The following is a 21,784-nucleotide window of genomic DNA, read 5'->3' as shown; positions in this document are numbered from 1 at the left end:
TAGATTACTTTCTATGATAAACATATTCATATCCTTTTGGAAGAGGATATTCAATGCCGTGTTTAGAAGCAATCTGATATGGTAAAAATGGATTTTTTACTATTTCTCTTCCTATTGCAACTAAATCAGCCTGGTTAAGATTTACAATTGATTCAGCAAAATCTTCATTTCTTATCAAGCCGACTGCTATAACAGGTAAAGTAGAGTGTTTCTTAATCTCATTAGCATAAGATAATTGATAGCCAGGATATGTTTTAGTAGGACCTGAACTAGGAGATATACCACCTGTTGTAACGTGGATAGCATCTATATAATTTTCTATCAGTTTTATAATTTTTATTGTATCTTCAATTTTTAGACCATCTTCAACGTAATCAATTGCAGAAAGACGCAGTAAAATAGGGTAGTCTTCTGGCAATTTATCTTTAAGTGACATAAGCAATTCACTCAAGAATCGAGTGCGATTTTCTATAGAACCACCATAAGAATCTGTGCGACGATTTGTATAAGGGGATAAAAATTGATGGATTAGATATCCATGTGCACCATGAATTTCAATAGCTTCAAATCCTGCCTCGACAGCCCTTAATGATGCATCTATGAACATACTCTGTGCTTTTTTTATTTGATCAATATCCATTTCAATTGGTTTAGCAAAAGTTGAATCTTCAATTACACTTGGTGCAATTGGTGTTGCGCCTTCAATTTCACATTTTCTACCAGTATGGAATAGTTGAATCGCTGGAACTGCGCCATACTTTTTTATATTTTTTGTGATGGGCTTAAATGCTTCCATATGTTCAGCATCCCAAATACCAAGATCTTGTTCTGTTATTCTACCATTAGGTTCAATACCAGTTGCTTCAACAATAATCATACCTACACCACCTAGTGCTCTAGTTGTGTAGTGAGATAAATGTAACTCATCTGGAAAACCATCAGTCGCACAAAACATACACATAGGTGGCATAACCAACCTATTTCTCATGACAACATTTCCAATTTTAAAACTTTCTAATAACTTCATTTTAACCTCCTAATATTATATATTTAATAAGTTCTGAGCAATAGCGAAATTTCTAGTTAACTTCTATTGCTCTAGAATTAATGAAAACTGGGCCGAGTATAAATAATCCACCAATAGCGTGTCCTAAAGTAAGTGGTTCTGAGAATATAAGCAAACCGAAAATAATTGCAGATACTGGATCAATGTAACTTAAAAGCGCAGCCTGATGTAATTTTACTTTCTTTATATTTGAAAAATAGAGTAAATAGGGAATGTAGGTGTGAAAAAAAGCCACTACAACTAATAAAGAAATACTTTTTAAAGAAATTGACATTATGTTACTCCTATATATTACAAATGGAAGTAAGGTAATAGTAGACACCATCAGTTGAATCAACGTCCGTTCAAATCCAGGAATAGACTTTATGTCATTATTAATTAAGATAACACTTGCATAGAGAATTGCAGCGGCTAATGCGGATAATATGCCTTGTGCATGATTATAAATACCTAATTGAGTTGATGATGTTTGACTAACAATTACAACTAGTCCAATTGATGCCATAACAAGTGAGAATATCTTTTGAATCGTCATTGTTTCTTTTCCTAAAATTACTGAAAATACTATAACCAATATCGGGGCAGAATAATAACTTATAGTTGCATTTGTAATTGTTGTGTATTTATAAGCGTTGAAAAGGAAAACCCAGTTTAGTCCAAGTGCTATACCTGACAAGACTAATAACCATCTTGATTTTGTAGAAACTGTTTGAGCATTTGATTTGTATATAGGACGAGAAAGCAATAGTAATATTACTGCTATAAATGCTCTAAAGAATGCAATTTCTATTGATGGAAGATTTATATTTTTAATAAAAATACCTAAACTTCCCCATAATGTCATCGCAATCACTATATTGATAAATGATTTCATTGTTAACCTCCGTATTTTTTTTATTTTGGTATTGCCTAATTAAAATATAACAGGTGCTACTAGTTGGATACAAACGGAAGATCCTGTTTGTACCAATCGAATATCTTGATACTTAGTCCTAAGAGATTATCAATTGATATTTGATTTTTCATTGATTGAAAGAAAAAACAATTAATTTCAAATACCCCAAATCAAACCGCAGTCTTCGGAAGGCAAGGTTGATGAATCTGGTATAAAGAATCCTTATTCATTAACTTTTGTTTTCAAGACAGGTTTGAAAGTTGAGGAAGATTGCACAGCAAAAAAGTCCTTGGGAATACATAAAAGTGGCGATTTTGTGTATTCCTATGATAGAACCCACACATGTGGAGAGTGTGGTGAGGCTGAACCGCAACAACCGTTGATATTACTTGGGTTCAATCACTTTTGCGATTTCTATAGTTTTAGTGAAAATTGAATATAATAGATAGCAAAAGCCCTTGAAATTCATTTTTGAATTCAAGGGCTTTTCAAGTGGTTATTTTTGGTACAAAGATTGAGCTATTTATAGCAATATATAATGAACACTTGGACAGGACAAGGGTGCGTTGGTTTGAGTATCAATGAATGATACACTTTTTAACAATAAAATGATTTAATTCTTGGAAAATAAAATTCAAATAAGAAAGATAGATAAAAAGATCAAAATATGATACAATAATAGTAAGAGGAGGCGATGTTATGTCAAAGTTTATTCATAACCTTATTAAGTATATTGAGCATTATGGTATTAAGAATAGTTTCATTGTGAAACTTACAGGAATTGAAAAGAATAAATTTTCACGACTTCTTAATGGAAAACAGGATATTCAGTATGAAGATATGGAAAAAATTTCAAAATGCTTAGGAAAAGAAGCGAGTTTTTTTATGAAAGACAATCTTGAGTTGACACAATCTCAGTATAAAGAATCTACTTCAATAGCGTTTTATATGGGAGCAGTTGATGAATCAAAACAAGAATTAGCTAATCAAATATTTGATTTTTTAGAGCATATTGATGCAATCTTAGGCATTCAAAAGAAAATTGATCGAGATTCATTAGAGGTTTTTGATTATGAATTTTAGTAGATTTAAGGAAATAATAATAAAAAACCGAGAATATGAATTAGGTGTTAAAAAAACAATTCAAAACTTTAATACCAAAGTTTTTCTAGATGGAGATATTCCAAAGGTTATGAGAGAAATTGGTAAAAGGTTAGATACTCTTATTGTAGAAATTCCGATGAAAGACAGCGATTTTGGGGCTTGTTATCTAGCTACTAGCTATAGTAAATATTTGCTTCTGAATTCAAATCAACCAAGAAGCAAAATGTACTTTTCATTCTGTCATGATGTATATCATATACTGAATGGAACGCCAGACTATATTAATGAGAAGCGTGAGGTTCACTTTAATCAAGAATATTTCGCTAATGAAAATGAAAGTAAAGCCAATCTATTTGCAGCTAATTTATTAATGCCTGAAGTAGAATTTGAAAAAATGTTTAATTTGTTTATTGAAGATTTTGAAAAAATTGAATATGTTATTGTAAAATTAATGAACTATTTTAATTCACCCTTTATGGCTGTTTTGATTAGGTTATTTGAACTTCAAATTTTAAAAGATTCTAGTATAGTCAAGGAATTGTTAGATTATGATTTAGAAAAAGTTGAAGCTTTATTTGATGAACTTTGGTTGGATAAAGAAATATTAGAACCTTCGCTTAAAGATGAAATGGGATATCTTGTAGAAGTATTAAAAAAAGAAGGTCAAAGACTAGTTAATGAAGATTTATTGTCTGAAGTAAATTTGAACAATATTTTACAAAGTATAGAAACATTATACGCATCTATAAGGGTATCTAAAGATGAGTAAAGTATATAAGAAAGTTCCCAATAACTTTAGTGAGATAGAACAATTCTTAATCATCGAGGCAAGTCAGATTAGAGATCAATTTTATACATCAGAAAAACACTACTTTTATGATACGTGTTCATTCATACATCATTCTAATGCTAAATCAAATTCCTCAATAATTGAGTTTATTAAACTTCATGGGGCGAATATAATTATTACGAGAACTGTTTTGATGGAACTGTCTTCAAATAATGGTGACATTGATCAGGTTCAAGTGGATTACTTTAGAAAAATCAACGAGAATGGTATTTCAATACTGTTGTTAGACGAGGAAAATTCTCTTGGAATAATAAAAGAGGCACTGAATATTAATTCAGAGGATGCAAACAAGTTATTAGGATATGCTATTAAGGAAGTTAGTAAATCTAAAACTGCTATAAATAATGTGATAAAAGAATTGCCTGAAATTTTGAAATCGAAGATATTGAGTTCTTCACCTGGAAGTGAGGATAATTATGAGAGATTCTTTAAGTTTTCGAGGGAACAAAAATGTGAAGGTGATAGCTTAGCTGAAGAATTAATACTCATATTAATTGTGATATTAACAAAAATACCAATTGGAAAATACATTATTTTAAGTGATGACTTGAAAATAAGGAACCATGTAATCTCAATTAGGCAATATATTGAAAAGCAGCATAGTGTAAGAGCACCGATGCAACTTACTACATCAAGATTAGTTTATGAGATGCATAGAAAACAAATTTTAACAAGTACAAATGAGATGATGGAAATTTTAGATGCATCATCTCATGGCAATATAAAGGTATATTGTATGGGTGAAGAGGATATTCAGCTTGTTAGGAAATTATATACAAAAGAAGAATTATTGAATAGAATTATTACAGAATCTAATTTCAGTGTTGCACATTAATTATAAAAAAATTTAGTAATTATTGAGCTTTCTCAAAGTAAGTTTTTATTTTGAGAAGGCTTTTTTTTAATACAAAAAATTCAAGGAGGAAATCAAAAATGACAAACTATTTTGTCAATGGTTTGTCATTTTTTGTATTTGCTAAAATTGTTAGCTTATTGATTTTGTTAAAAAATACACTTCTAATATCCTGTGAGAAATTTCTTACAGGATATTAGAAAATAGAAATATTTATTTGATTCGTTTAAAAACGACATATTCTCCAAATTTGATTTCATCTACTTTATAGCCCGCATCTTGCCATGCATTTGCATGTGAGTGACTTTTCTCTCCATTAGCCCACCATGCTGGATACTGATAAGCTGATTTTGGAAGAGTTTTTGAAATTAAAGATTCTATTTTGCTAAAAGTCAGCGTTACCTTTTCGTTTGACATTGATTCTAGAAAAACATAAAGATCATGATACTTACTTATTCTTTCCATAATAATCCTCCTCGAAATTATATCTGATTAAATTAATAGTTTGATTTGAAATTCTGAATCTGCGACTCAATTTAAAAATAACAATATATTTTATTGACTGTACAAAAAGATGATACACTATAATCTGGGAAAAATCAATTTATTGGGAAACGCCATGCCAATAACTACTGAAAAAATTAAAAACGCGGTTATTGGAACTGGAAAATATGGTATAATGTGAAGGTATGGTAACTTAATGGTGGAATGGAAGAAATATTTTTTATTAAAAAATGCTAGAATATTCCGTGAAGTATACGATATTTCACTGAAGGAGTACTGAAAAATAAGAAGTTGGAGGATGAATAAATGCCATTTGTTTCTTAAATACAATCCAGAACAAATCAGTAATATGCCAAAGAATTTCAGAAATGTTAAAAATATAGGGCATTTTGGAACTGGCGATTTAGAGATTCGTATTAGGAGTATTGATGACATTCATACTGCAAAGCCCTATATTGAGGAAGCTATTAGGATTATTGGGGAGGGATGGCGAAATTATTATGAAATTTTAATATACAACGAATATATTTTCTATAAAGTAATATTGGAGGAGAAAAAAGTATGTCTATCGTGATAGCAAATAATGATGAAGATGGTTTCTATATTATTTCAGATACAAGAATTATACTTGGTGGAAATAGGTTTCCAAGTCAAGTCCCAATAGAATTGAAGAAAAATATTGAAACATATGGAATGGTAAAATCTATTATTATAGGAGGGAAAATTGTTTTTTGTTTTGCAGGTAACAATATAAATAATGCAGACAAAGTGGCTGAAAGGATTAGAGAACTTTATTACGTAAGTGGAAACACATATGAAGATATTTATGATGAAGTTTTAAACTTTTATAACAGCAGTGAAAACATTAATGATGAAGGAGAACACATCTGTGATTATATTTTGGCATTTTTAATTAATGATAAGGTAGTTTTAAATGTTTTTAAAGATGTTGCCATTGGAAGTAGGGTTAACAAATGTTATATAGGAAATTGTGATGTTTATAAAGGATTCCATGATTTAGATGTTGATAGAAACATTTCAAAGCCTGTCTATATTGGAAATGATGCAATGATTGTAGAGGTTATCACAAATATAAAATTTACACCAGTAGGTGATATAGAACAAGATACTGATTTATTAAAATCAAAAATGCAAGAGCTTAAAAGTATTGTTGATAGTGGTTTCTATAATGATGTTGACTCTCCAGTAATCGGAGTGTACTACAATACGCAAAGGAAACAATTTGAATACTACTATGATAAAATTTATGAAGTACATGGTCAAGTTCCGTCAAATGGACAAGACACACCGATTACAATAACACAATATACTAATGGTGAAAATTATGAAGTAAAACCATTTAAGCACACTGAAGGATTAATAATTTACAATTATACTTTGAACTCGTCGGTAGCATATTTATGTACGGACATATATTTGAAAGAAGGTATAACTGATTATAATAACTTGTTATTGCCGATTAGCTTTGATGGATTTGTGGATGAAAATAATATAATGAAAGTTAGAGATAAATAGTACAAACATTCTACCTAAAATAAGCTATATGAACCTTGAAAATTCAAATTGATATATTGAGTTTCGAATAGTAAAATCAAGGCAAGGATGTTAGAAAGAAGTTCACTAAATTTGGAGTGTTTATCTGTATGTTTTTTTAGAAGATTATAAGATTGGAAAGAAGAATATTAAAGCTGAAATGAAGGCTGAAATATAAGAGGATATTTAGGTATGATAAAAGGCATCTGACTGGAAGCGTTGGTTGCTTTTTTATTACGTAGAATTAATTACCAATTAATTCAATTTAATTATTGACCAAGACAATAAAAAGGAGTAAACTGTAATAGTATTAAATGATAAAGATGAAAGCTTGGGAGGGAGAGTATTGATTGGTTTAGAATACATTTTAGGAATCTATAATATTCAGCATGTTGAATTAGCAGAGAAACTAGGAATAAAAAAACAAAATATCAATATGTGGATAAAGCAAAAACAAAACATTCCTAAAAAATATCTCCCTGTACTTGAAGGATTATTTGGTATTGATCAAGAGTATTTTTCAAAAAAATTATCTGACATTGATAAACTTCAAGTTCAGAAAGAAAAATTAAAACTAGATTTAAAACCAGTAATAAAAGAGTATGAGCAACAATTCAATATAGGAGATATCAATGCTATTGTTGATGTGCCAGTATATGATAAGGAAGAAATCAATACTATAGAGCGTGATATTGAAAAGGCAAAACTTGTGTCTCGTTTCAAAGAGGCTATAGACGTTGTAGACAATAATCCATATATGGATACATACAAATTAATAGTTGAATTGATGGAGAAGGTTCAACACGAATCAGTACTTCATAAAACCATAGAAGCATTAGCACACTATTATGAAGTACTGCCTGCTCATGTAGTTAGTGATAATGAGCAGGAAGAATTTGAAGGTGAAATATTTGAAGTTTTTGATGATAACAATTTTTAAATAATAGGGAGGAAGTAAAATGGCAACAGCGAATATTGGATTTGAAGAAACGCTTTGGAAAGCGGCAGATAAACTTAGAGGAAGTATGGATTCAGGAGAATATAAACATGTTGTACTAGGTTTAATTTTCTTAAAGTACATTTCTGATAAATTTGAAACAAAGTACAATGAACTGATTGAAGAGGGTGAAGGTTTTGAAGAAGACATTGATGAGTATGAATCAGAGAATATCTTTTGGGTTCCTAAAAATTCACGCTGGAGCTTTATCAGAAATAATGCGAAAGATACAAAAATAGGTCAATATATTGATGATGCGATGATATTAATTGAAAAAGAGAACCCAACACTAAAAGGCGTATTAGATAAGAGATATGCAAGACCAGAAATTGATAAGAGAAGATTAGGGGAATTAATTGATTTAATTTCAACTATTAAACTTCATAACAATGATGAAAAAGACTTATTGGGTAGAGTATATGAGTATTTTTTAGGTCAGTTTGCTAGTGCAGAAGGCAAAGGTGGTGGAGAGTTCTATACGCCTACAAGCGTTGTAAAAACATTAGTTGAAATGATTGAGCCGTATTCGGGTAGAGTATATGATCCTTGTTGTGGTTCAGGAGGTATGTTTGTTCAAAGTGAAAAATTCGTTGAAGACCATCAAGGAAAAGTAGAGAACCTTTCAATATATGGTCAAGAAATGAATTCAACAACTTGGAAACTTTGTAAAATGAACCTTGCCATAAGAGGACTTGATTCAAACTTAGGATCACATCATGATGATACTTTCCATAATGATTTGCATAAGACTTTAAAAGCGGATTATATACTAGCTAATCCACCTTTCAATATTAGTGATTGGGGTGGCAACCAATTAACAGACGATGTGAGATGGAAATATGGTACTCCGCCAGCAGGTAATGCCAACTATGCATGGTTACAACATATGGTATATCATCTAAATCAAAATGGATGTGCGGGTATTGTACTTGCCAATGGTTCTTTGAGTTCGAATACATCGAACGAAGGTGAAATAAGAAAGAATTTACTTGAGGCAGATTTAGTAGATTCCATTGTTGCAATGCCAGATAAACTATTTTATTCAACAGGAATTCCAGTGTCGCTTTGGATTCTAAATAGAAATAAAGAAAACAATTCTAAATATAGAAATAGAAAACATGAAGTATTATTTATTGATGCAAGAAATTTAGGTGAAATGGTGGATCGTCGTCATAGAGAACTAGGAAATGATGATGTATCGAAGATTGCAGAAACATATCATAATTGGAGAAATTTAGATGGACAATATGAAGATATAAAAGGTTTCTGTAAATCAGCAAAAATAGAAGAAATCATAGAACATGAATACGTACTTACCCCAGGTAGATATGTAGGTATAGAAGATGTTGAAGATGATGGTATTCCTTTTGAAGAAAAAATGGATACTATGACAGCAGAGTTAGCGGAGTTATTTGCGAAGTCACGACACCTTGAAGATGAGATTAGGAAGAATCTTGGGGGGATAGGATATGAGTTTTAGTGATTGGAATGAAATGGTTCTCGAGGATGTGATTCAATTTAATCCAAGAGAATCAATAAAAAAAGGGACAGTTGCCAAAAAAATAGGTATGGATAAGCTTACTCCATTTAGACGGAAAATAAGTGGATATGAGATTGTTGAGTTTAAGAGTGGAACAAAGTTTAGAAATGGTGATACTCTTTTGGCTAGAATTACGCCTTGTCTGGAAAATGGAAAGACTGCTCAGGTTTCAATTCTAAATGATGATGAAGTTGCTTTTGGATCTACAGAGTTTATAGTGATGCGCGAAAAAATGGGTGAAACTTTAAATGATTATATTTATTATTTATCAATATCGGATGAGTTTAGAAACATTGCAATTAAGTCTATGACAGGGACTTCTGGAAGACAAAGGGCCCAAAAGGACGTTTTAGAGAAAATAAAAATGCTCATCCCACCTATTGAAGAGCAGAAAGCTATAGCTCATATACTTTTGACGTTAGACAAGAAAATTGAAACTAACAATCAAATCAACAAAACTCTTGAAAACATGGCACAAGCAATATTCAAACAATGGTTTGTAGATTTTGAATTTCCAAATGAAGATGGAGTGACATATAAATCAAGTGGTGGTCAAATGGTTGAAAATGAACTTGGGATGATTCCTGTAGGCTGGGAGATAAAAACATTAAATGATATATCAAAGGAAATCATTACAGGTAAAACACCTAGCAAGAAAAATCCTGATAATTTTGGAGAAGAAGTACCTTTCGTGAAAATTCCAGATATGCATGGGAATCCATTTATAGTTGAAACATCAGAGTATTTAAGTGAATCAGGAGCTAATAATAAGAAGGTTATACCGAAAAATGGTCTTATGATAAGTTGTATAGCAACCCCAGGGTTGGTATCTATTGCTTCAGAAAATTGCCAAACAAACCAACAAATCAATTCGATGATACTTGAAGATGAATATATGCTTTATTACACATACTTTAAGTTAAATGATTTAGCTGATTATATAAGAACTTTAGGGTCAACTGGAAGTGCAACATTAAATCTGAACAAAGGCGAGTTCAGTAAAATAAAAATCATTGTACCTGAAAAGGCATTAGTAAATAAATTCTATTATGCAGTAAATGAGATGTTTGAGTCGATTCTTCTAAATATGAAGATGAATATAAGTTTAATAAATATGCGTGACACTTTATTACCAAAACTAATGTCAGGTGAAATAAGAGTACCACTAGAGGATAATTAAAGAGAGGGGGAAGTGATATTGAGCTTATTAGAGAATTTTACAGAAGATTTATTAGAAGAAGCTGCCATTGAGATATTAAAAGGTTTAGGGTATGAATATGTCTTTGCACCTGATATCTCATTTGATGGACAGTACCCTGAGAGAAAAGATTATAAAGAAGTAATTTTAGAGCAACGGATTAAGGATGGATTGTTTAAAACCAACAGAGATTTACCAAGTGAAGCCATAGATGAAGCGTATAGACAATTGATTACTTTTAACAGTCCAATGATGGAAGAGAACAACCGCAGTTTTCATAAGTTGTTGACTGAAGGTATAGAAGTTTCCTTTAAAGAAAATGGCAATATTAGAACAAAGAGAGCTTTTATTGTAGATTTTGAAAATCCAGAGAATAATGAGTTCTTAGTAGTCAATCAATTTACTATTATCGAGAATGAAGAAAGAAGACCAGATCTTATTATCTTTATTAATGGCTTGCCACTTGTGGTCATTGAGCTTAAATCAGCAAGTGATGAGAATGTAGGTATTGAACAAGCTTATAATCAAATTCAAACATATAAGCAAGATATATCTTCATTGTTCAACTACAATGTCTTTTGCATACTATCAGATGGCATTAATGCCAAAGCAGGTACAATCACTTCAAATGAAGAACGTTTTATGAACTGGCGTACTGTTGATGGTGAAAACATTGAGCCTTTATCAGTACCTCAGTATGAAGTTTTATTAAATGGTATGTTAGAAAAATCAAGGCTACTTGATATCATCCGTAATTTTATTCTTTTTCAAGAATCGAGCGAAGAGGATAAAGATGAAAATGGTGAAAAGCTAGGTGACAAAAAATCTATTATTAAAATACTGTCTGCTTACCATCAGTATTTTGCAGTAAAAAAAGCCATTGTTAAAACCCAAGAAGCGACTGATGAAAATGGTGATCGCAAAGTAGGTGTTATTTGGCATACTCAAGGGTCAGGAAAAAGTTTTTCAATGGTATTCTATACTGCTGGCTTAGTAAGAGAACTTAATAATCCAACGATTGTTGTGATTACTGATAGAAATGATTTGGATGATCAGTTGTTCACTACATTTGCTAAGTCAAAAGATATTTTGAGACAGACACCAAAACAAGCTCACGTTAGAAAACTGAAACCAAATAGCACAGTTAAAGTGAAAGACAATTCTGTTGAAATCAATGGGCTATACGACCTTTTAAACGATAGAGAATCAGGCGGTATTATTTTTACAACGATTCAGAAGTTTAAGCCTGAAGAAGGTGAAATGCCTGTACTAACAGATCGTAAGAATGTCATAATCATTGCCGATGAAGCTCATAGATCACAATATGGATTGGAAGCGAAAGCGGATTCAAAAACAGGTGCAGTAAAATACGGTTATGCCAAGTATTTGCGTGATGCCTTACCAAATGCTTCGTTCATTGGTTTTACAGGAACACCTATTGATTTAGAAGACCGTTCAACAACATCTGTATTTGGTCATTGCATTGATACATACGATATGACAAGGGCGGTTGAAGATAAAGCAACGGTAAAGATTTACTATGAGAACAGAATCATTAAACTGGAAACAGATGAAGAGGAACTTAACAAAGTTGATGATGAATTTGAAGATCTTACAGAAGCCCAAGAAGACAATGAGCGAGAGAAGAATAAAGCGAAATGGTCACGTATTGAGGCTATCGTAGGATCACCTAATAGAGTCAAAAAACTTGCAGAAGATATTGTGAATCACTATGAAGAAAAGTCCAAAACAGTTGACGGTAAAGCCATGATTGTATGTATGAGTAGACGTATTTGCGTTGACCTTTATGATGAGATTGTGAAGCTTAGACCTGATTGGCATGACGATGATGTGAATAAGGGTAAAATAAAGGTTGTAATGACTGGAAGCGCAGGCGATAAAGAGAAGCTTCAAAAACATATCGGTGGTAAACAGCGAAGAGATACCCTGTCAAAGAGAATGAAAGATAACGATGACGAACTCAAAATCGTATTAGTACGTGACATGTGGTTAACAGGATTTGATGTGCCATCAATGCACACGATGTATATTGATAAGCCGATGAAGGGTCACAATTTAATGCAAGCCATTGCCAGAGTAAATCGAGTTTTTAAAGAAAAAGCAGGTGGCGTTGTTGTAGATTACATCGGTATTTTAGAGAGCTTAAAACGTGCCTTGAAACAATATACTGATGGTGATAGAAAGAATACAGGTATTGATACATCTGTTGCTATTGCTATTATGTATGAAAAACTAGAGATACTTCAAGACATGATGTATGGCTACGATTATTCAAAATATATGGGTAGCTCGCAAGTAGAACGTATCAGGGCTATTACAGGTGGTATGGACTTCATTCTTGGCAAGGAAGAAAAAGAGCAAAAAGAGTTTAAACAGATAGCTATTGAACTAGCCAAAGCTCATTCTTTATGTGCAGCGACAGCTGAAGGTAAATCGAAAGCATTAGAAGTAAGTTACTTCAAGGCTGTGAAAGCAAGTTTGTCAAAGCTAAAAGCAAGGAGTGGATCAAGTAAATCCAAGCAAGAAATTGAGGCTAGGGTCAACCAGATGTTAGAGCGTTCGATTATTTCTGAAGAGGTCATCGATGTATTTGATGCAATGGGTATTAAACGACCAGAGGTATCTATATTATCTGAGGAATTTTTAGAAGAAGTTAGAGAAATGAAGCATAAGAATTTAGCTGTTGAAATGCTTAGAAAACTTCTAGAAGGCAATATTAAGTCGATGGAAAAGAGAAATCTTGTTAAGTCAGAAAGGTTCTCTGAAAAATTAAAGAAAGCATTAAACAAATATAGAAATCAGGCTATTACAAACGCTGAGGTTATTGAAGAACTTATTAAAATGGCGAATGAAATGAAACAAGCTAAAGCAGAAGAAGCTGATCTTGGTTTAACGGAAGATGAAGTTGCATTTTATGACGCTTTGACTGCTGATGATGCTGTTAAAGAATTCATGGAAGATGAAGTTCTTAAAAAAATTGCCCAAGAACTTACATTATCGATTAGAAATAATATAACCATTGATTGGAGTATAAGAAAAAGTGCTCAAGCGGGTATGAGAAAAATCGTTAAGAGACTTTTAAAAAAATATGACTATCCACCAGATCAAGTGAAAGATGCTTTGAAAGTGGTTATGAGACAAGCTGAAAAGATGTGTGGGAATGTTGTAGATGAAGATAGGAATAAATTTGATAAAGTTGCAGAGAAATTAGAGGAATACTCTGTTACTAAGTAATAATTAATAGAAGCACCTTGCAAGAATGATAAAAATACTTGCAAGGTTTTTTTATATAAATAGAATAATTAGGGAAAATAATTAACATGTATAGTGAATACATAATTTGACATATGAAAATAGAGAGGGTACAATTATTAAGAGTGTTTAATTTAATACAAAGTAGCTAAAGAATATAATGACTAAATTTCAAAAGAGAGATGTATAAAGCTTTGATAATTAAAAAGGAGAGTTAAATTATTAAAATAGAAAGGGGATATTTATGAATAGCGAAGACTGTAAAAGTTTATGGAAATTTTCATGTATTCCAGGAATAGAAGAATCAATGTTTAATAAAATGCTAGAACAGTTTTATAATCTAGGAATACTAGGACTTGTTAAAGAAAATATTCAGAACTCGTTAGATGCTAGACTAGCGGATAAAAATAAGCCAGTTGTAGTTAGAATAGAAACTGGACGAATAAGCAAAGAACGGATACCAGGATTTGATGAAATAAAAGAAAGAATTTTGTGCCTTGAAGGTAAAACTACTTATACTAAAGAAACTATAGAGCATATGAAGGATAAAATGGAAGAAAACGAAGTGAATTATATTTCTTTTGAGGATTCTAATACAAAAGGGTTGGCTGGAGCTAGGAATGGACAAAGTAATTCGAAAGAAGATACATGGGGGATGTATGCATATAATAAGGGAGTGCATTCAGAAGATAAGGATGTTGATTTAGAGAGTATTCGAGGGGGTTCACATGGTATAGGAAAAATAGCATCAAATGCAGCATCAGAATTAAATATTATGTATTTCGCAAATTGTGATGAACTAGGAAATAAACATCTTGGTGGAACAGTACAGCTTATAGAACATAGATACAAGGAAAAATGTTATAGATCGACTGGGTATTTTGCAGATTTAGAAAACATAGGTGTAGGTGAGACAAAGTTCCTTCCATTTGAAAATAATTTTGATGAAGTGTTTTCAAAAGACACTAGAGGATTGAAAATTATAATTCCTTTTTTGAGGGAACAGTTTAATAGTGAAGACAAAATAATAAAAAGTGTTTGTGATAACTTTTTTATTGCAATAATTGAAAAAAAATTAGAAGTAATTGTTAACAATAATGCTATTACTAGTAATACGATTAAAGAATATATATTGAATGAAAAATATTATGTTCAAAAAATTATGGAAATGAAACAGGAATTTACGCCATTATATTTCAACACGTATTTAAGTATAGAGCCCATTGAAATAAGTATAAAAGATATTAATGAAGAGTATAAGTTTCAACTATATTTTAAATATGATGAGGAAATTTCTAAAGGGCGAGTTGCTATTATACGAACTATCGGTATGAAAATAGAAGATAGAAAAGTTCAGAATTATGCAACTAAACCATTTAGTGCTATTTTGATACCACAATCAAGTTTGGAAGATGCATTTTTGAAGTCGCTCGAAAATGAGTCTCATACGGAAATTTCATATGAGCATATAAAAAATCAGAAGTTGCAAAAAAATGCAAAGCGGTTTATTAATAATATTTCAAGAGAAATAGCAAAGATTATTGATGAAGAGATAAAGAAAAGGAATCCTACAGAAGGATTTATAAATACAAAGGATTTATTATATACTGTGGAACACCGATTTAAAAAAGATCTTTCAAAGGCTATTAGTACAGTCAAAATAAATAAAGGCAAAAAAAAGAAAATTTTGACTAAAACCAGATCTGATATTTCAACCAAAGATAAACCAGGAACAAAGCGTAATGTGAAAAAAATTGTAAAAAAAGTAAAAGATCAAAATGGCGAAGTGGGCGAAAAAGATAAAATAATGTATAATATACATCCGGATATCGTAGAAAGAATAGTTTTAGGTGAAAAAGAAATTTTAAGGTTCAATTTTTCAGAGAGTAAAGAAGTTAAAAATTTGAAAATATGTGATATTTCATTATCTTTTGTTGATGGTATGGGTATGGAGTATACTAACCAATTTAATATAGATGATAATTATAAAGAGGTTCTAGATAAGTCAACTGGAAGACATTGCGAAACACAAAAAAATTTAATAAAAGATGTAAAAATAAAAGATGGAACTGCACAAATTGAGCTTAAGTTGAATAAAAGTTTCAATAAGGCTCTAAAATTTGTGTACGGCATAGAGGTGTAAAATGATTTATAAAAAGGAAGCAAATTTTCCATATCCATTGTTAACTAATACGTCGAGTAGCTATATGAATTGCGGATTCATACTAGATATAAATTTAAGTGAAAACACAAATGATTATATTTTTGATTTAAGCTATGATATTGAGTCGGAATTTATCCGTAATTTGTTACAAGAAAAAAGAGCTAAATTGATTTTAGTAATTCAGTCAAAAGATAATAAGTTTTTTGAAGTAGAAAAAAATAAAAATAGTATAAAAATTTCTAAAAGCAGAATGTCTTTAAGTAAAAAGACATTAATCCAATTATTGATACAATCTAAAGGAGAAATAACATTTGAGAATAATTGTGATTTAAGTTCTTTTTATGAAGAGTTTAAAGGGGATATAATAGTACCTAAAAATTCAATTTTAGGGTTCTCAAATAATGTAGTATTTGATGGAAGTAATGAGAAGCCTTTGGATTTGTTTGAGAAAAAAATTGATCCGAATCTTAAATCTGATGTAAAAATTGAGCTTGGAAATGAAACAATTATTATTAATTATAAAAAAGAGAATTTACAATTTAATGACTTTGCATCGAGTTCAATTTTAAATAGTCCGTATATATACATGGGTCTTCAAAAAGCACTGTACAGATTTATAGTGCTTCATGGGGGGGAAGACGAAATTGTGTTTCTTGATGAAGTAGGAGATCAGTTAGAAGGAATTGATTCCAAGCTATACAATCTTATGAAGATGAAAATGATTGATAAATTAAATGTAGATAATATAGACGAGGTTATTTATTCAATTTCAGATAGAATATTAGAAAAATATACGGCGGCAGTAAGGAGATTGAATACAAATGGAAATTAAGTTATTGAAGGCTGGTTATAAGGATAATGAGAAATTTTATGAAGATTTTTTAAATGATAGGATTAAAAATAATGATGAGTATTTTTCGGGAGAAGTAGTAAATATTGATGAAGCACCAGATTTTCCGGTATACATTGCAAAAGGAGATGCGAGTGAAAAGAAAATACTTTTTCGACAAGCTTTTAATGTAATTGATAAGTATTATTTGAATACAGATAGAGATATTCACTTTAATGAATTGTTTTGGCACTCATTGCTCTGTATTTATAAGAGGGATTATTTGCTTAAAGAGTATCCTCAATTAGTAGATGGGATAAAATATTTTAAAAATATAGTGACAAAGAAATTTGATTGGGAAAATTATATATATAAATGTATTTTAGGTGCTCAATATGTATATGATAATATAGAAAATGAAAAAGAAAAATATTATGATCTTATTGTTGATAATCTTGATTTATATAATTATATTATAAAGTATGAAATTTTTAGAAATGATAAATTTTTAATTAATGTTCTAGATATAATAGATGAGTTTAATCTTACAAAGATATTGAAGTCAAAAGTAAAAGGCAGAGACGATTTAGGAAAAGATGAGAGGGTTGGAAGACGAATACTCCTTGAGTTTAATAAAAACTATCCGATAGAAATGTCTCCTATGCTAGAAAAGATGGAATTGGAGGAATTGTTTTTTAAGTACTTAGATTATTATTGGGATTAAAAAAGCTCGTGCCGCATTCCAATTGAACTCTATAGTATTAATCTGATTTCATATTAAAAAGACCACAAAAACGATATATGGCAGTAAAATTTTAATAGTTATCGAATTTTGCTTAGGAGTGGTAATGCTATTTGTAATTTGATTATTAAATTATTGAATAATTATGATTTTAAAATAAGTGAATTTTAGATACATTATAGAGCTGATTACTCAAGCCTTAATAATGATTAAGTAAGGGATGATAGTGATGATAAAGAAAGAAGATTTTTATTGTGGTGCTTTTCTATCATTTTTATTGAATAATGGAATTGTTCCTGCTCTTTTTGAAGAACGAGTTGAAGTTAATAGAAAAATATATGATTTTACGACCAATAAAGGTGACTTTAGAGTATATGTTAAATATTCTGAAAAACCTTCAAGTGAAAATAAAGCGAAAAGCAGTAGTATATGGAATTTTCCATTTACAGAAAGCCAAATTGATGAAATTAAAACTATAGATTCAGAAGATAAGCAATTTTACTTCGTATTTGTATGCGGAAAATTATCTTTAAATAAAAGCAAGGTTGCGGTTGTTCCTAAGGAGAAAATATTCCAATGTATTGATTTAAATAGGTTAGATAAATATAAGAACCAAAGTGCTAAAATTAGATTAGTTAAAGGTCATTGGAGTTTTGATGTTTATGGTACAGCAAGGGCAGATAAGCTAGGTGGCAAAGACAATACATTTCAAGTACGTATTAAAAATATTGATGAGATTTTTGGAATAGAGCAGAACGAAAAAATAGAAACTAAAAATTAATGGGTACAGTTAATAGCTTAGCTGCAGGAGGATAATATTATGTTTAATATTTCAACTATAGAAAATCTTTCGAATTGTTTACGTAAAACTAAATTGAGAGAGGTTACAGTTAATAACTGTGAGTTTGTGGTTAAAAAAGGTATAGAGAATACAATTAATAATCAAAATGGAGATTTAGCTGAAAAAAATTTTTTGGGCAAGGATCTAGAATTGCAAATAATTGGAGATGATTTAAAAATTCCGATTTGCATTCAACTTTATGAAAATATTTCAAATTATTATAGAATTTTTGTTTATAATAACAAGGGAATGTTGACGTCTGTTAATTTGAGTAAAGGGTATTCAAGTGGTATGATAAATTTTGAAATTTCACTTAAATTGTCATCTAGGCACATGGATAAGGAAGAACGAAAATCTAAACGAGATATGATGGCTATGGATATTAGTAGGGAAGGAATTAGATTTTCGGAGAATAATAAAGTATATTTTGGAAAATATGATACAAATAAGAATCAATTTATTGATACAACTGCGAAACAATTTTGTGAAGAACTTTTGAAGGTCGCAATTATTAAAGGACATTATATGGAAAACAAGGGGTATGAATTAAATTGTTTATGATGAAAACTTTCTAGAAATATACTGTAATTAAGTTGTAAAACCAAAGCCGAAGCATCGAGCAATCGACTTCGGCTATTTTTCTAAGAAGTACTATACAAGATTTATCTTTTACAAAGGCGGATAGGGGGACATATGTTTAAATCTAAAAAACATGATTTTGAACACGCTAAGAAAATAGTAAATGAAATAGAATCTATTGATAAACGATTAAAAAACATTTTAGAAGTGGAAAAAAACTTCAGTAGCAATATAAGAAAAGCATATGAGAACTTGAAAAAAGAAATGATTAATTCAATTCTTAGAGGCATTGACGTTGAGCAAATCAATAAGGATAAATTAGGTATTAGAGTTTCAGCTCTTAAAAATGCAGGGATCTATAATATTGAGCAATTACATGCTATGTCGTGGGATCGACTTATAAATATTAGGAACATTGGGGAGCAATCAGCTTATAAGATAAATGTTGCAGTGGGTAGAATTTATAATAGTATTGTGAAAAGTGTGAAAGTAAAGATTGATCCAGAGAATAAATCGTATTGTACTAATAAATTATTGGAAGAACTGTATTTGGTTGAAAATAGCAAGGAAATAATAGAGTTATGCAAGCAGATTTACCAGCGAGAGCATGAGGCTATTTTTAGAAATGCTAAAGAAAGTCAGAGAGCTATTAGCAAGTTTAAATGGTTTTTCTCATCAAGGCAAAAGAAAGAGAATGCGCTTCAAAGTTTAAGAAAACTTGAATCAATTTTAGATTCAGGCTATAAGGATGATTTTGAACAAGTTTCAGCAGAAATGAAAAAAATCAATTCTGAAAAAGGACGTTATTGTTGGAACGATTTTCAATCAAATGCACCACGTTATTATGCCTTATTAGAATCAGTTGTAGGGACAAAGTTAGATAAAGAAAAGACAACAGGTGGCTTGTCCAATGATTTTATAAGTTCCATTGAACGATACCCACTAAACTTAAGTTTGATGAAGTCTACGCTGAGAAGTTATCAAATGTTTGGTACGAAATATATTCTACATCAGAGAAATTCGCTTTTAGGGGATGAAATGGGTCTTGGTAAGACGATTCAATCTATTGCTGCAATGGGTGAATTAAAGCTTAAAGGGAAAAAGTATTTTTTTGTTGTTTGCCCTGCAAGTGTACTAATCAATTGGAGTCGTGAAGTTGAAAATCATAGCGAATTAAAAGCTATTAGTATATATGGGAAAGATAGAGATAATTCGTTAAGAGAATGGTTAAAACATGGCGGTGTAGCAGTCAGTACTTATGAAACTATAAGCCGTATTAATATACCATCTAGCCATAAAATAGACATGCTAGTAGTTGATGAAGCACATTATGTAAAAAATCCTAATGCAATCCGTTCAAAAGCTGTAATGAAGTTATCTCAGATATCAAGTATGAAATTATTTATGACAGGTACGCCAATTGAGAATAATATTGATGAAATGTGCAATCTAGTAAAATGTTTACAACCTAATGTAGCAAAAAAAATTCAGTCTATGAGGCATATTTCAAATGCACCACAATTTAGACAAAAAGTCGCTCCAGTTTATCTAAGAAGAGTTCGTGAAGATGTGCTTACAGAACTCCCTGATTTACAAGAAAAAGAGGAGTGGAGTGTGTTTACACCACATGAAATCGAAGCTTATCGAAACTCCGTGATGTCGGGAAATTTTATGTCTATGCGCCAAGTATCATGGAATACAAGTAGTATAAGCAATTCAAGCAAAGCAAAACGATTAATAGAAATTTGTGAAGAGGCAAAGATTAGCAATCAGAAGATTATTGTATTTTCATATTTTAGAGATGTAATTCAAAAGGTTAATAATTTACTAAATGAAAGGACACTTGAGCCAATCACAGGTAGTGTTTCCTCACAAAGAAGGCAAGAAATAATTGATGAATTTACTCATGCACCTTCGGGAACGGTTTTAGTAAGTCAAGTAACAGCGGGGGGAATCGGTTTAAATATCCAAAGTGCAAATGTTGTTGTATTTTGTGAACCACAAATAAAGCCATCCATTGAAAATCAAGCAATTTCGCGTGTTTACCGAATGGGGCAAACTAGAAATGTGACAGTTCATAGATTGCTTATGGAAAATAGTGTTGATGAGAGAATCATGCATTTATTGAAAGGGAAGCAAAAAATATTTGATAGTTTTGCGGATAAATCTTATTCAGGGAAAGCAAGTTTGTCAAAAGATATTGAGCAAAATTTAATTAGAGAAGAAAGATTGAGATTAGGTCTTTAGATTAAAAATATGGTTATTTTTGAAATTGGTGTACTTCCATATTAAAATAATCATCAATGGATTATTAGTTTGTCTCAAAGTAATATGAATCAAATAGTATATTGTACATTCAAAGTTTTATTATAAGTGCATGTGATGTAATACTAAAATCCAATATTATTTTTTATTCTTTAACTTCTGATTATACATACAGACCATATATCATAAAAGTTATTATCAACATAAATCGATTTTATATGAATGAAAACTATAAGAAGTCATTATCGGTCAATTAATTGATCGGTATAGTAAATGAAAAGGTGGAAGAAGTTAAAAGAGCAAGTAGAAAAATAACCATCAGTGACAATTTTAGATATACTTTTAGGACTTGGCTTCTAAGGCTTGGAATGATAGGCGATGAATATAGGGTAGCAAGAAAGCTATTACTTGCAAACCTTGAGGGGAATATAGCATTTAGGAATCAAGGGAATAGTAAATAATTGACTGCAAATATTGATGGTGATAGAATGTAATCGAATATATTATGTGAGAGAAGGTAAGAATCTATG

The 21,784-nt window shown here is 30.7% G+C and carries 19 protein-coding genes; 16 read left to right on the top strand and 3 right to left on the bottom strand.

The window, feature by feature from the left end; genetic code table 11:
* Window positions 1–4 precede the first annotated feature (4 nt).
* Together N4A40_14005 and N4A40_14000 are read right to left on the bottom strand one after the other, a co-directional pair.
* Window positions 5–1,027: an NADH:flavin oxidoreductase/NADH oxidase gene (locus tag N4A40_14005; protein ID MCT4662966.1), complete on the bottom strand. Its 1,023-nt coding sequence runs from the start codon at window positions 1,025–1,027 to the stop codon at window positions 5–7.
* Window positions 1,028–1,079: 52 nt separating this feature from the next.
* On the bottom strand, window positions 1,080–1,940 hold the full coding sequence (locus N4A40_14000; GenBank protein MCT4662965.1) for a DMT family transporter: 861 nt from the start codon (window positions 1,938–1,940) through the stop codon (window positions 1,080–1,082).
* 720 nt (window positions 1,941–2,660) lie between these two features.
* On the opposite strand from N4A40_14000, the gene N4A40_13995 reads away from it, so the two are divergent.
* The 3 genes from N4A40_13995 to N4A40_13985 are packed head-to-tail and all read left to right on the top strand — an operon-like array spanning window position 2,661 to window position 4,750.
* Window positions 2,661–3,044, top strand: a complete 384-nt coding sequence (locus tag N4A40_13995; protein MCT4662964.1) for a hypothetical protein — start codon at window positions 2,661–2,663, stop codon at window positions 3,042–3,044.
* Window positions 3,034–3,834, top strand: a complete 801-nt coding sequence (locus N4A40_13990) for an ImmA/IrrE family metallo-endopeptidase (GenBank protein ID MCT4662963.1) — start codon at window positions 3,034–3,036, stop codon at window positions 3,832–3,834. The genes N4A40_13995 and N4A40_13990 overlap by 11 nt, the downstream gene beginning before the upstream one ends.
* Window positions 3,827–4,750 (top strand): hypothetical protein, encoded by a 924-nt coding sequence (locus tag N4A40_13985; GenBank protein ID MCT4662962.1) that lies wholly within the window; start codon window positions 3,827–3,829, stop codon window positions 4,748–4,750. Before N4A40_13990 ends, N4A40_13985 begins: the two co-directional genes overlap by 8 nt.
* A 231-nt stretch (window positions 4,751–4,981) precedes the next feature.
* Here the strand turns inward: N4A40_13985 and N4A40_13980 are convergent, their stop codons facing one another.
* The gene (locus N4A40_13980; protein ID MCT4662961.1) at window positions 4,982–5,233 is read right to left on the bottom strand and encodes a hypothetical protein; all 252 of its coding nucleotides are present in this window, start codon (window positions 5,231–5,233) and stop codon (window positions 4,982–4,984) included.
* A gap of 337 nt (window positions 5,234–5,570) precedes the next feature.
* Here N4A40_13980 and N4A40_13975 point away from each other — a divergent pair, with 337 nt between their 5' ends.
* The 13 genes from N4A40_13975 to N4A40_13915 all read left to right on the top strand — a co-directional run bounded on the left by N4A40_13975 (window position 5,571) and on the right by N4A40_13915 (window position 21,715).
* Window positions 5,571–5,846 (top strand): hypothetical protein, encoded by a 276-nt coding sequence (locus tag N4A40_13975; GenBank protein MCT4662960.1) that lies wholly within the window; start codon window positions 5,571–5,573, stop codon window positions 5,844–5,846.
* Window positions 5,834–6,808 (top strand): hypothetical protein, encoded by a 975-nt coding sequence (locus N4A40_13970; GenBank protein MCT4662959.1) that lies wholly within the window; start codon window positions 5,834–5,836, stop codon window positions 6,806–6,808. Before N4A40_13975 ends, N4A40_13970 begins: the two co-directional genes overlap by 13 nt.
* Before the next feature lie 364 nt (window positions 6,809–7,172).
* Window positions 7,173–7,766, top strand: a complete 594-nt coding sequence (locus tag N4A40_13965) for a helix-turn-helix domain-containing protein (GenBank protein ID MCT4662958.1) — start codon at window positions 7,173–7,175, stop codon at window positions 7,764–7,766.
* A gap of 19 nt (window positions 7,767–7,785) precedes the next feature.
* On the top strand, window positions 7,786–9,303 hold the full coding sequence (locus N4A40_13960) for a type I restriction-modification system subunit M (protein ID MCT4662957.1): 1,518 nt from the start codon (window positions 7,786–7,788) through the stop codon (window positions 9,301–9,303).
* Window positions 9,293–10,543 carry a restriction endonuclease subunit S gene (locus N4A40_13955; protein ID MCT4662956.1) on the top strand — a complete coding sequence of 417 codons (1,251 nt, stop codon included), beginning with the start codon at window positions 9,293–9,295 and terminating at the stop codon, window positions 10,541–10,543. Before N4A40_13960 ends, N4A40_13955 begins: the two co-directional genes overlap by 11 nt.
* Before the next feature lie 18 nt (window positions 10,544–10,561).
* The gene (locus tag N4A40_13950) at window positions 10,562–13,816 is read left to right on the top strand and encodes a type I restriction endonuclease subunit R (GenBank protein ID MCT4662955.1); all 3,255 of its coding nucleotides are present in this window, start codon (window positions 10,562–10,564) and stop codon (window positions 13,814–13,816) included.
* A gap of 262 nt (window positions 13,817–14,078) precedes the next feature.
* Window positions 14,079–15,977: a hypothetical protein gene (locus N4A40_13945; protein ID MCT4662954.1), complete on the top strand. Its 1,899-nt coding sequence runs from the start codon at window positions 14,079–14,081 to the stop codon at window positions 15,975–15,977.
* Window position 15,978: 1 nt separating this feature from the next.
* Window positions 15,979–16,830 (top strand): hypothetical protein, encoded by an 852-nt coding sequence (locus N4A40_13940; protein MCT4662953.1) that lies wholly within the window; start codon window positions 15,979–15,981, stop codon window positions 16,828–16,830.
* The gene (locus tag N4A40_13935) at window positions 16,820–17,551 is read left to right on the top strand and encodes a hypothetical protein (GenBank protein MCT4662952.1); all 732 of its coding nucleotides are present in this window, start codon (window positions 16,820–16,822) and stop codon (window positions 17,549–17,551) included. The genes N4A40_13940 and N4A40_13935 overlap by 11 nt, the downstream gene beginning before the upstream one ends.
* A 247-nt stretch (window positions 17,552–17,798) precedes the next feature.
* Complete coding sequence (locus N4A40_13930; protein ID MCT4662951.1) at window positions 17,799–18,350, top strand: hypothetical protein; 552 nt, start codon at window positions 17,799–17,801, stop codon at window positions 18,348–18,350.
* Window positions 18,351–18,389: 39 nt separating this feature from the next.
* A complete protein-coding gene (locus tag N4A40_13925; GenBank protein ID MCT4662950.1) occupies window positions 18,390–18,971 on the top strand; it encodes a hypothetical protein in 582 nt (193 codons plus the stop codon).
* A gap of 132 nt (window positions 18,972–19,103) precedes the next feature.
* Complete coding sequence (locus N4A40_13920) at window positions 19,104–21,236, top strand: SNF2-related protein (GenBank protein MCT4662949.1); 2,133 nt, start codon at window positions 19,104–19,106, stop codon at window positions 21,234–21,236.
* A 275-nt stretch (window positions 21,237–21,511) separates the two neighbouring features.
* A complete protein-coding gene (locus tag N4A40_13915; protein ID MCT4662948.1) occupies window positions 21,512–21,715 on the top strand; it encodes a hypothetical protein in 204 nt (67 codons plus the stop codon).
* The last annotated feature ends 69 nt before the right edge of the window (window positions 21,716–21,784 follow it).

The sequence above is a fragment of the Tissierellales bacterium genome (genome assembly GCA_025210965.1).
In the GTDB taxonomy this organism is placed as follows: Bacteria; Bacillota; Clostridia; order Tissierellales; family JAOAQY01; genus JAOAQY01.
The sequence above is the reverse complement of the archived record's forward strand: the minus strand, read 5'-3'. Positions and strand labels throughout refer to the sequence as shown.

Excerpts from the sequence above, each read along its gene's own strand:
- N4A40_13940 (MCT4662953.1), top strand. The coding sequence starts at position 15,979 with ATGATTTATAAAAAGGAAGCAAATTTTCCATATCCATTGTTAACTAAT.
- N4A40_13960 (MCT4662957.1), top strand. The coding sequence starts at position 7,786 with ATGGCAACAGCGAATATTGGATTTGAAGAAACGCTTTGGAAAGCGGCA.
- N4A40_13995 (MCT4662964.1), top strand. The coding sequence starts at position 2,661 with ATGTCAAAGTTTATTCATAACCTTATTAAGTATATTGAGCATTATGGT.
- N4A40_13925 (MCT4662950.1), top strand. The coding sequence starts at position 18,390 with ATGTTTAATATTTCAACTATAGAAAATCTTTCGAATTGTTTACGTAAA.
- N4A40_14000 (MCT4662965.1), bottom strand. The coding sequence starts at position 1,940 with ATGAAATCATTTATCAATATAGTGATTGCGATGACATTATGGGGAAGT.
- N4A40_13975 (MCT4662960.1), top strand. The coding sequence starts at position 5,571 with ATGAATAAATGCCATTTGTTTCTTAAATACAATCCAGAACAAATCAGT.
- N4A40_13985 (MCT4662962.1), top strand. The coding sequence starts at position 3,827 with ATGAGTAAAGTATATAAGAAAGTTCCCAATAACTTTAGTGAGATAGAA.
- N4A40_13980 (MCT4662961.1), bottom strand. The coding sequence starts at position 5,233 with ATGGAAAGAATAAGTAAGTATCATGATCTTTATGTTTTTCTAGAATCA.
- N4A40_13930 (MCT4662951.1), top strand. The coding sequence starts at position 17,799 with ATGATAAAGAAAGAAGATTTTTATTGTGGTGCTTTTCTATCATTTTTA.
- N4A40_13920 (MCT4662949.1), top strand. The coding sequence starts at position 19,104 with ATGTTTAAATCTAAAAAACATGATTTTGAACACGCTAAGAAAATAGTA.
- N4A40_14005 (MCT4662966.1), bottom strand. The coding sequence starts at position 1,027 with ATGAAGTTATTAGAAAGTTTTAAAATTGGAAATGTTGTCATGAGAAAT.
- N4A40_13970 (MCT4662959.1), top strand. The coding sequence starts at position 5,834 with ATGTCTATCGTGATAGCAAATAATGATGAAGATGGTTTCTATATTATT.
- N4A40_13990 (MCT4662963.1), top strand. The coding sequence starts at position 3,034 with ATGAATTTTAGTAGATTTAAGGAAATAATAATAAAAAACCGAGAATAT.
- N4A40_13955 (MCT4662956.1), top strand. The coding sequence starts at position 9,293 with ATGAGTTTTAGTGATTGGAATGAAATGGTTCTCGAGGATGTGATTCAA.
- N4A40_13945 (MCT4662954.1), top strand. The coding sequence starts at position 14,079 with ATGAATAGCGAAGACTGTAAAAGTTTATGGAAATTTTCATGTATTCCA.
- N4A40_13935 (MCT4662952.1), top strand. The coding sequence starts at position 16,820 with ATGGAAATTAAGTTATTGAAGGCTGGTTATAAGGATAATGAGAAATTT.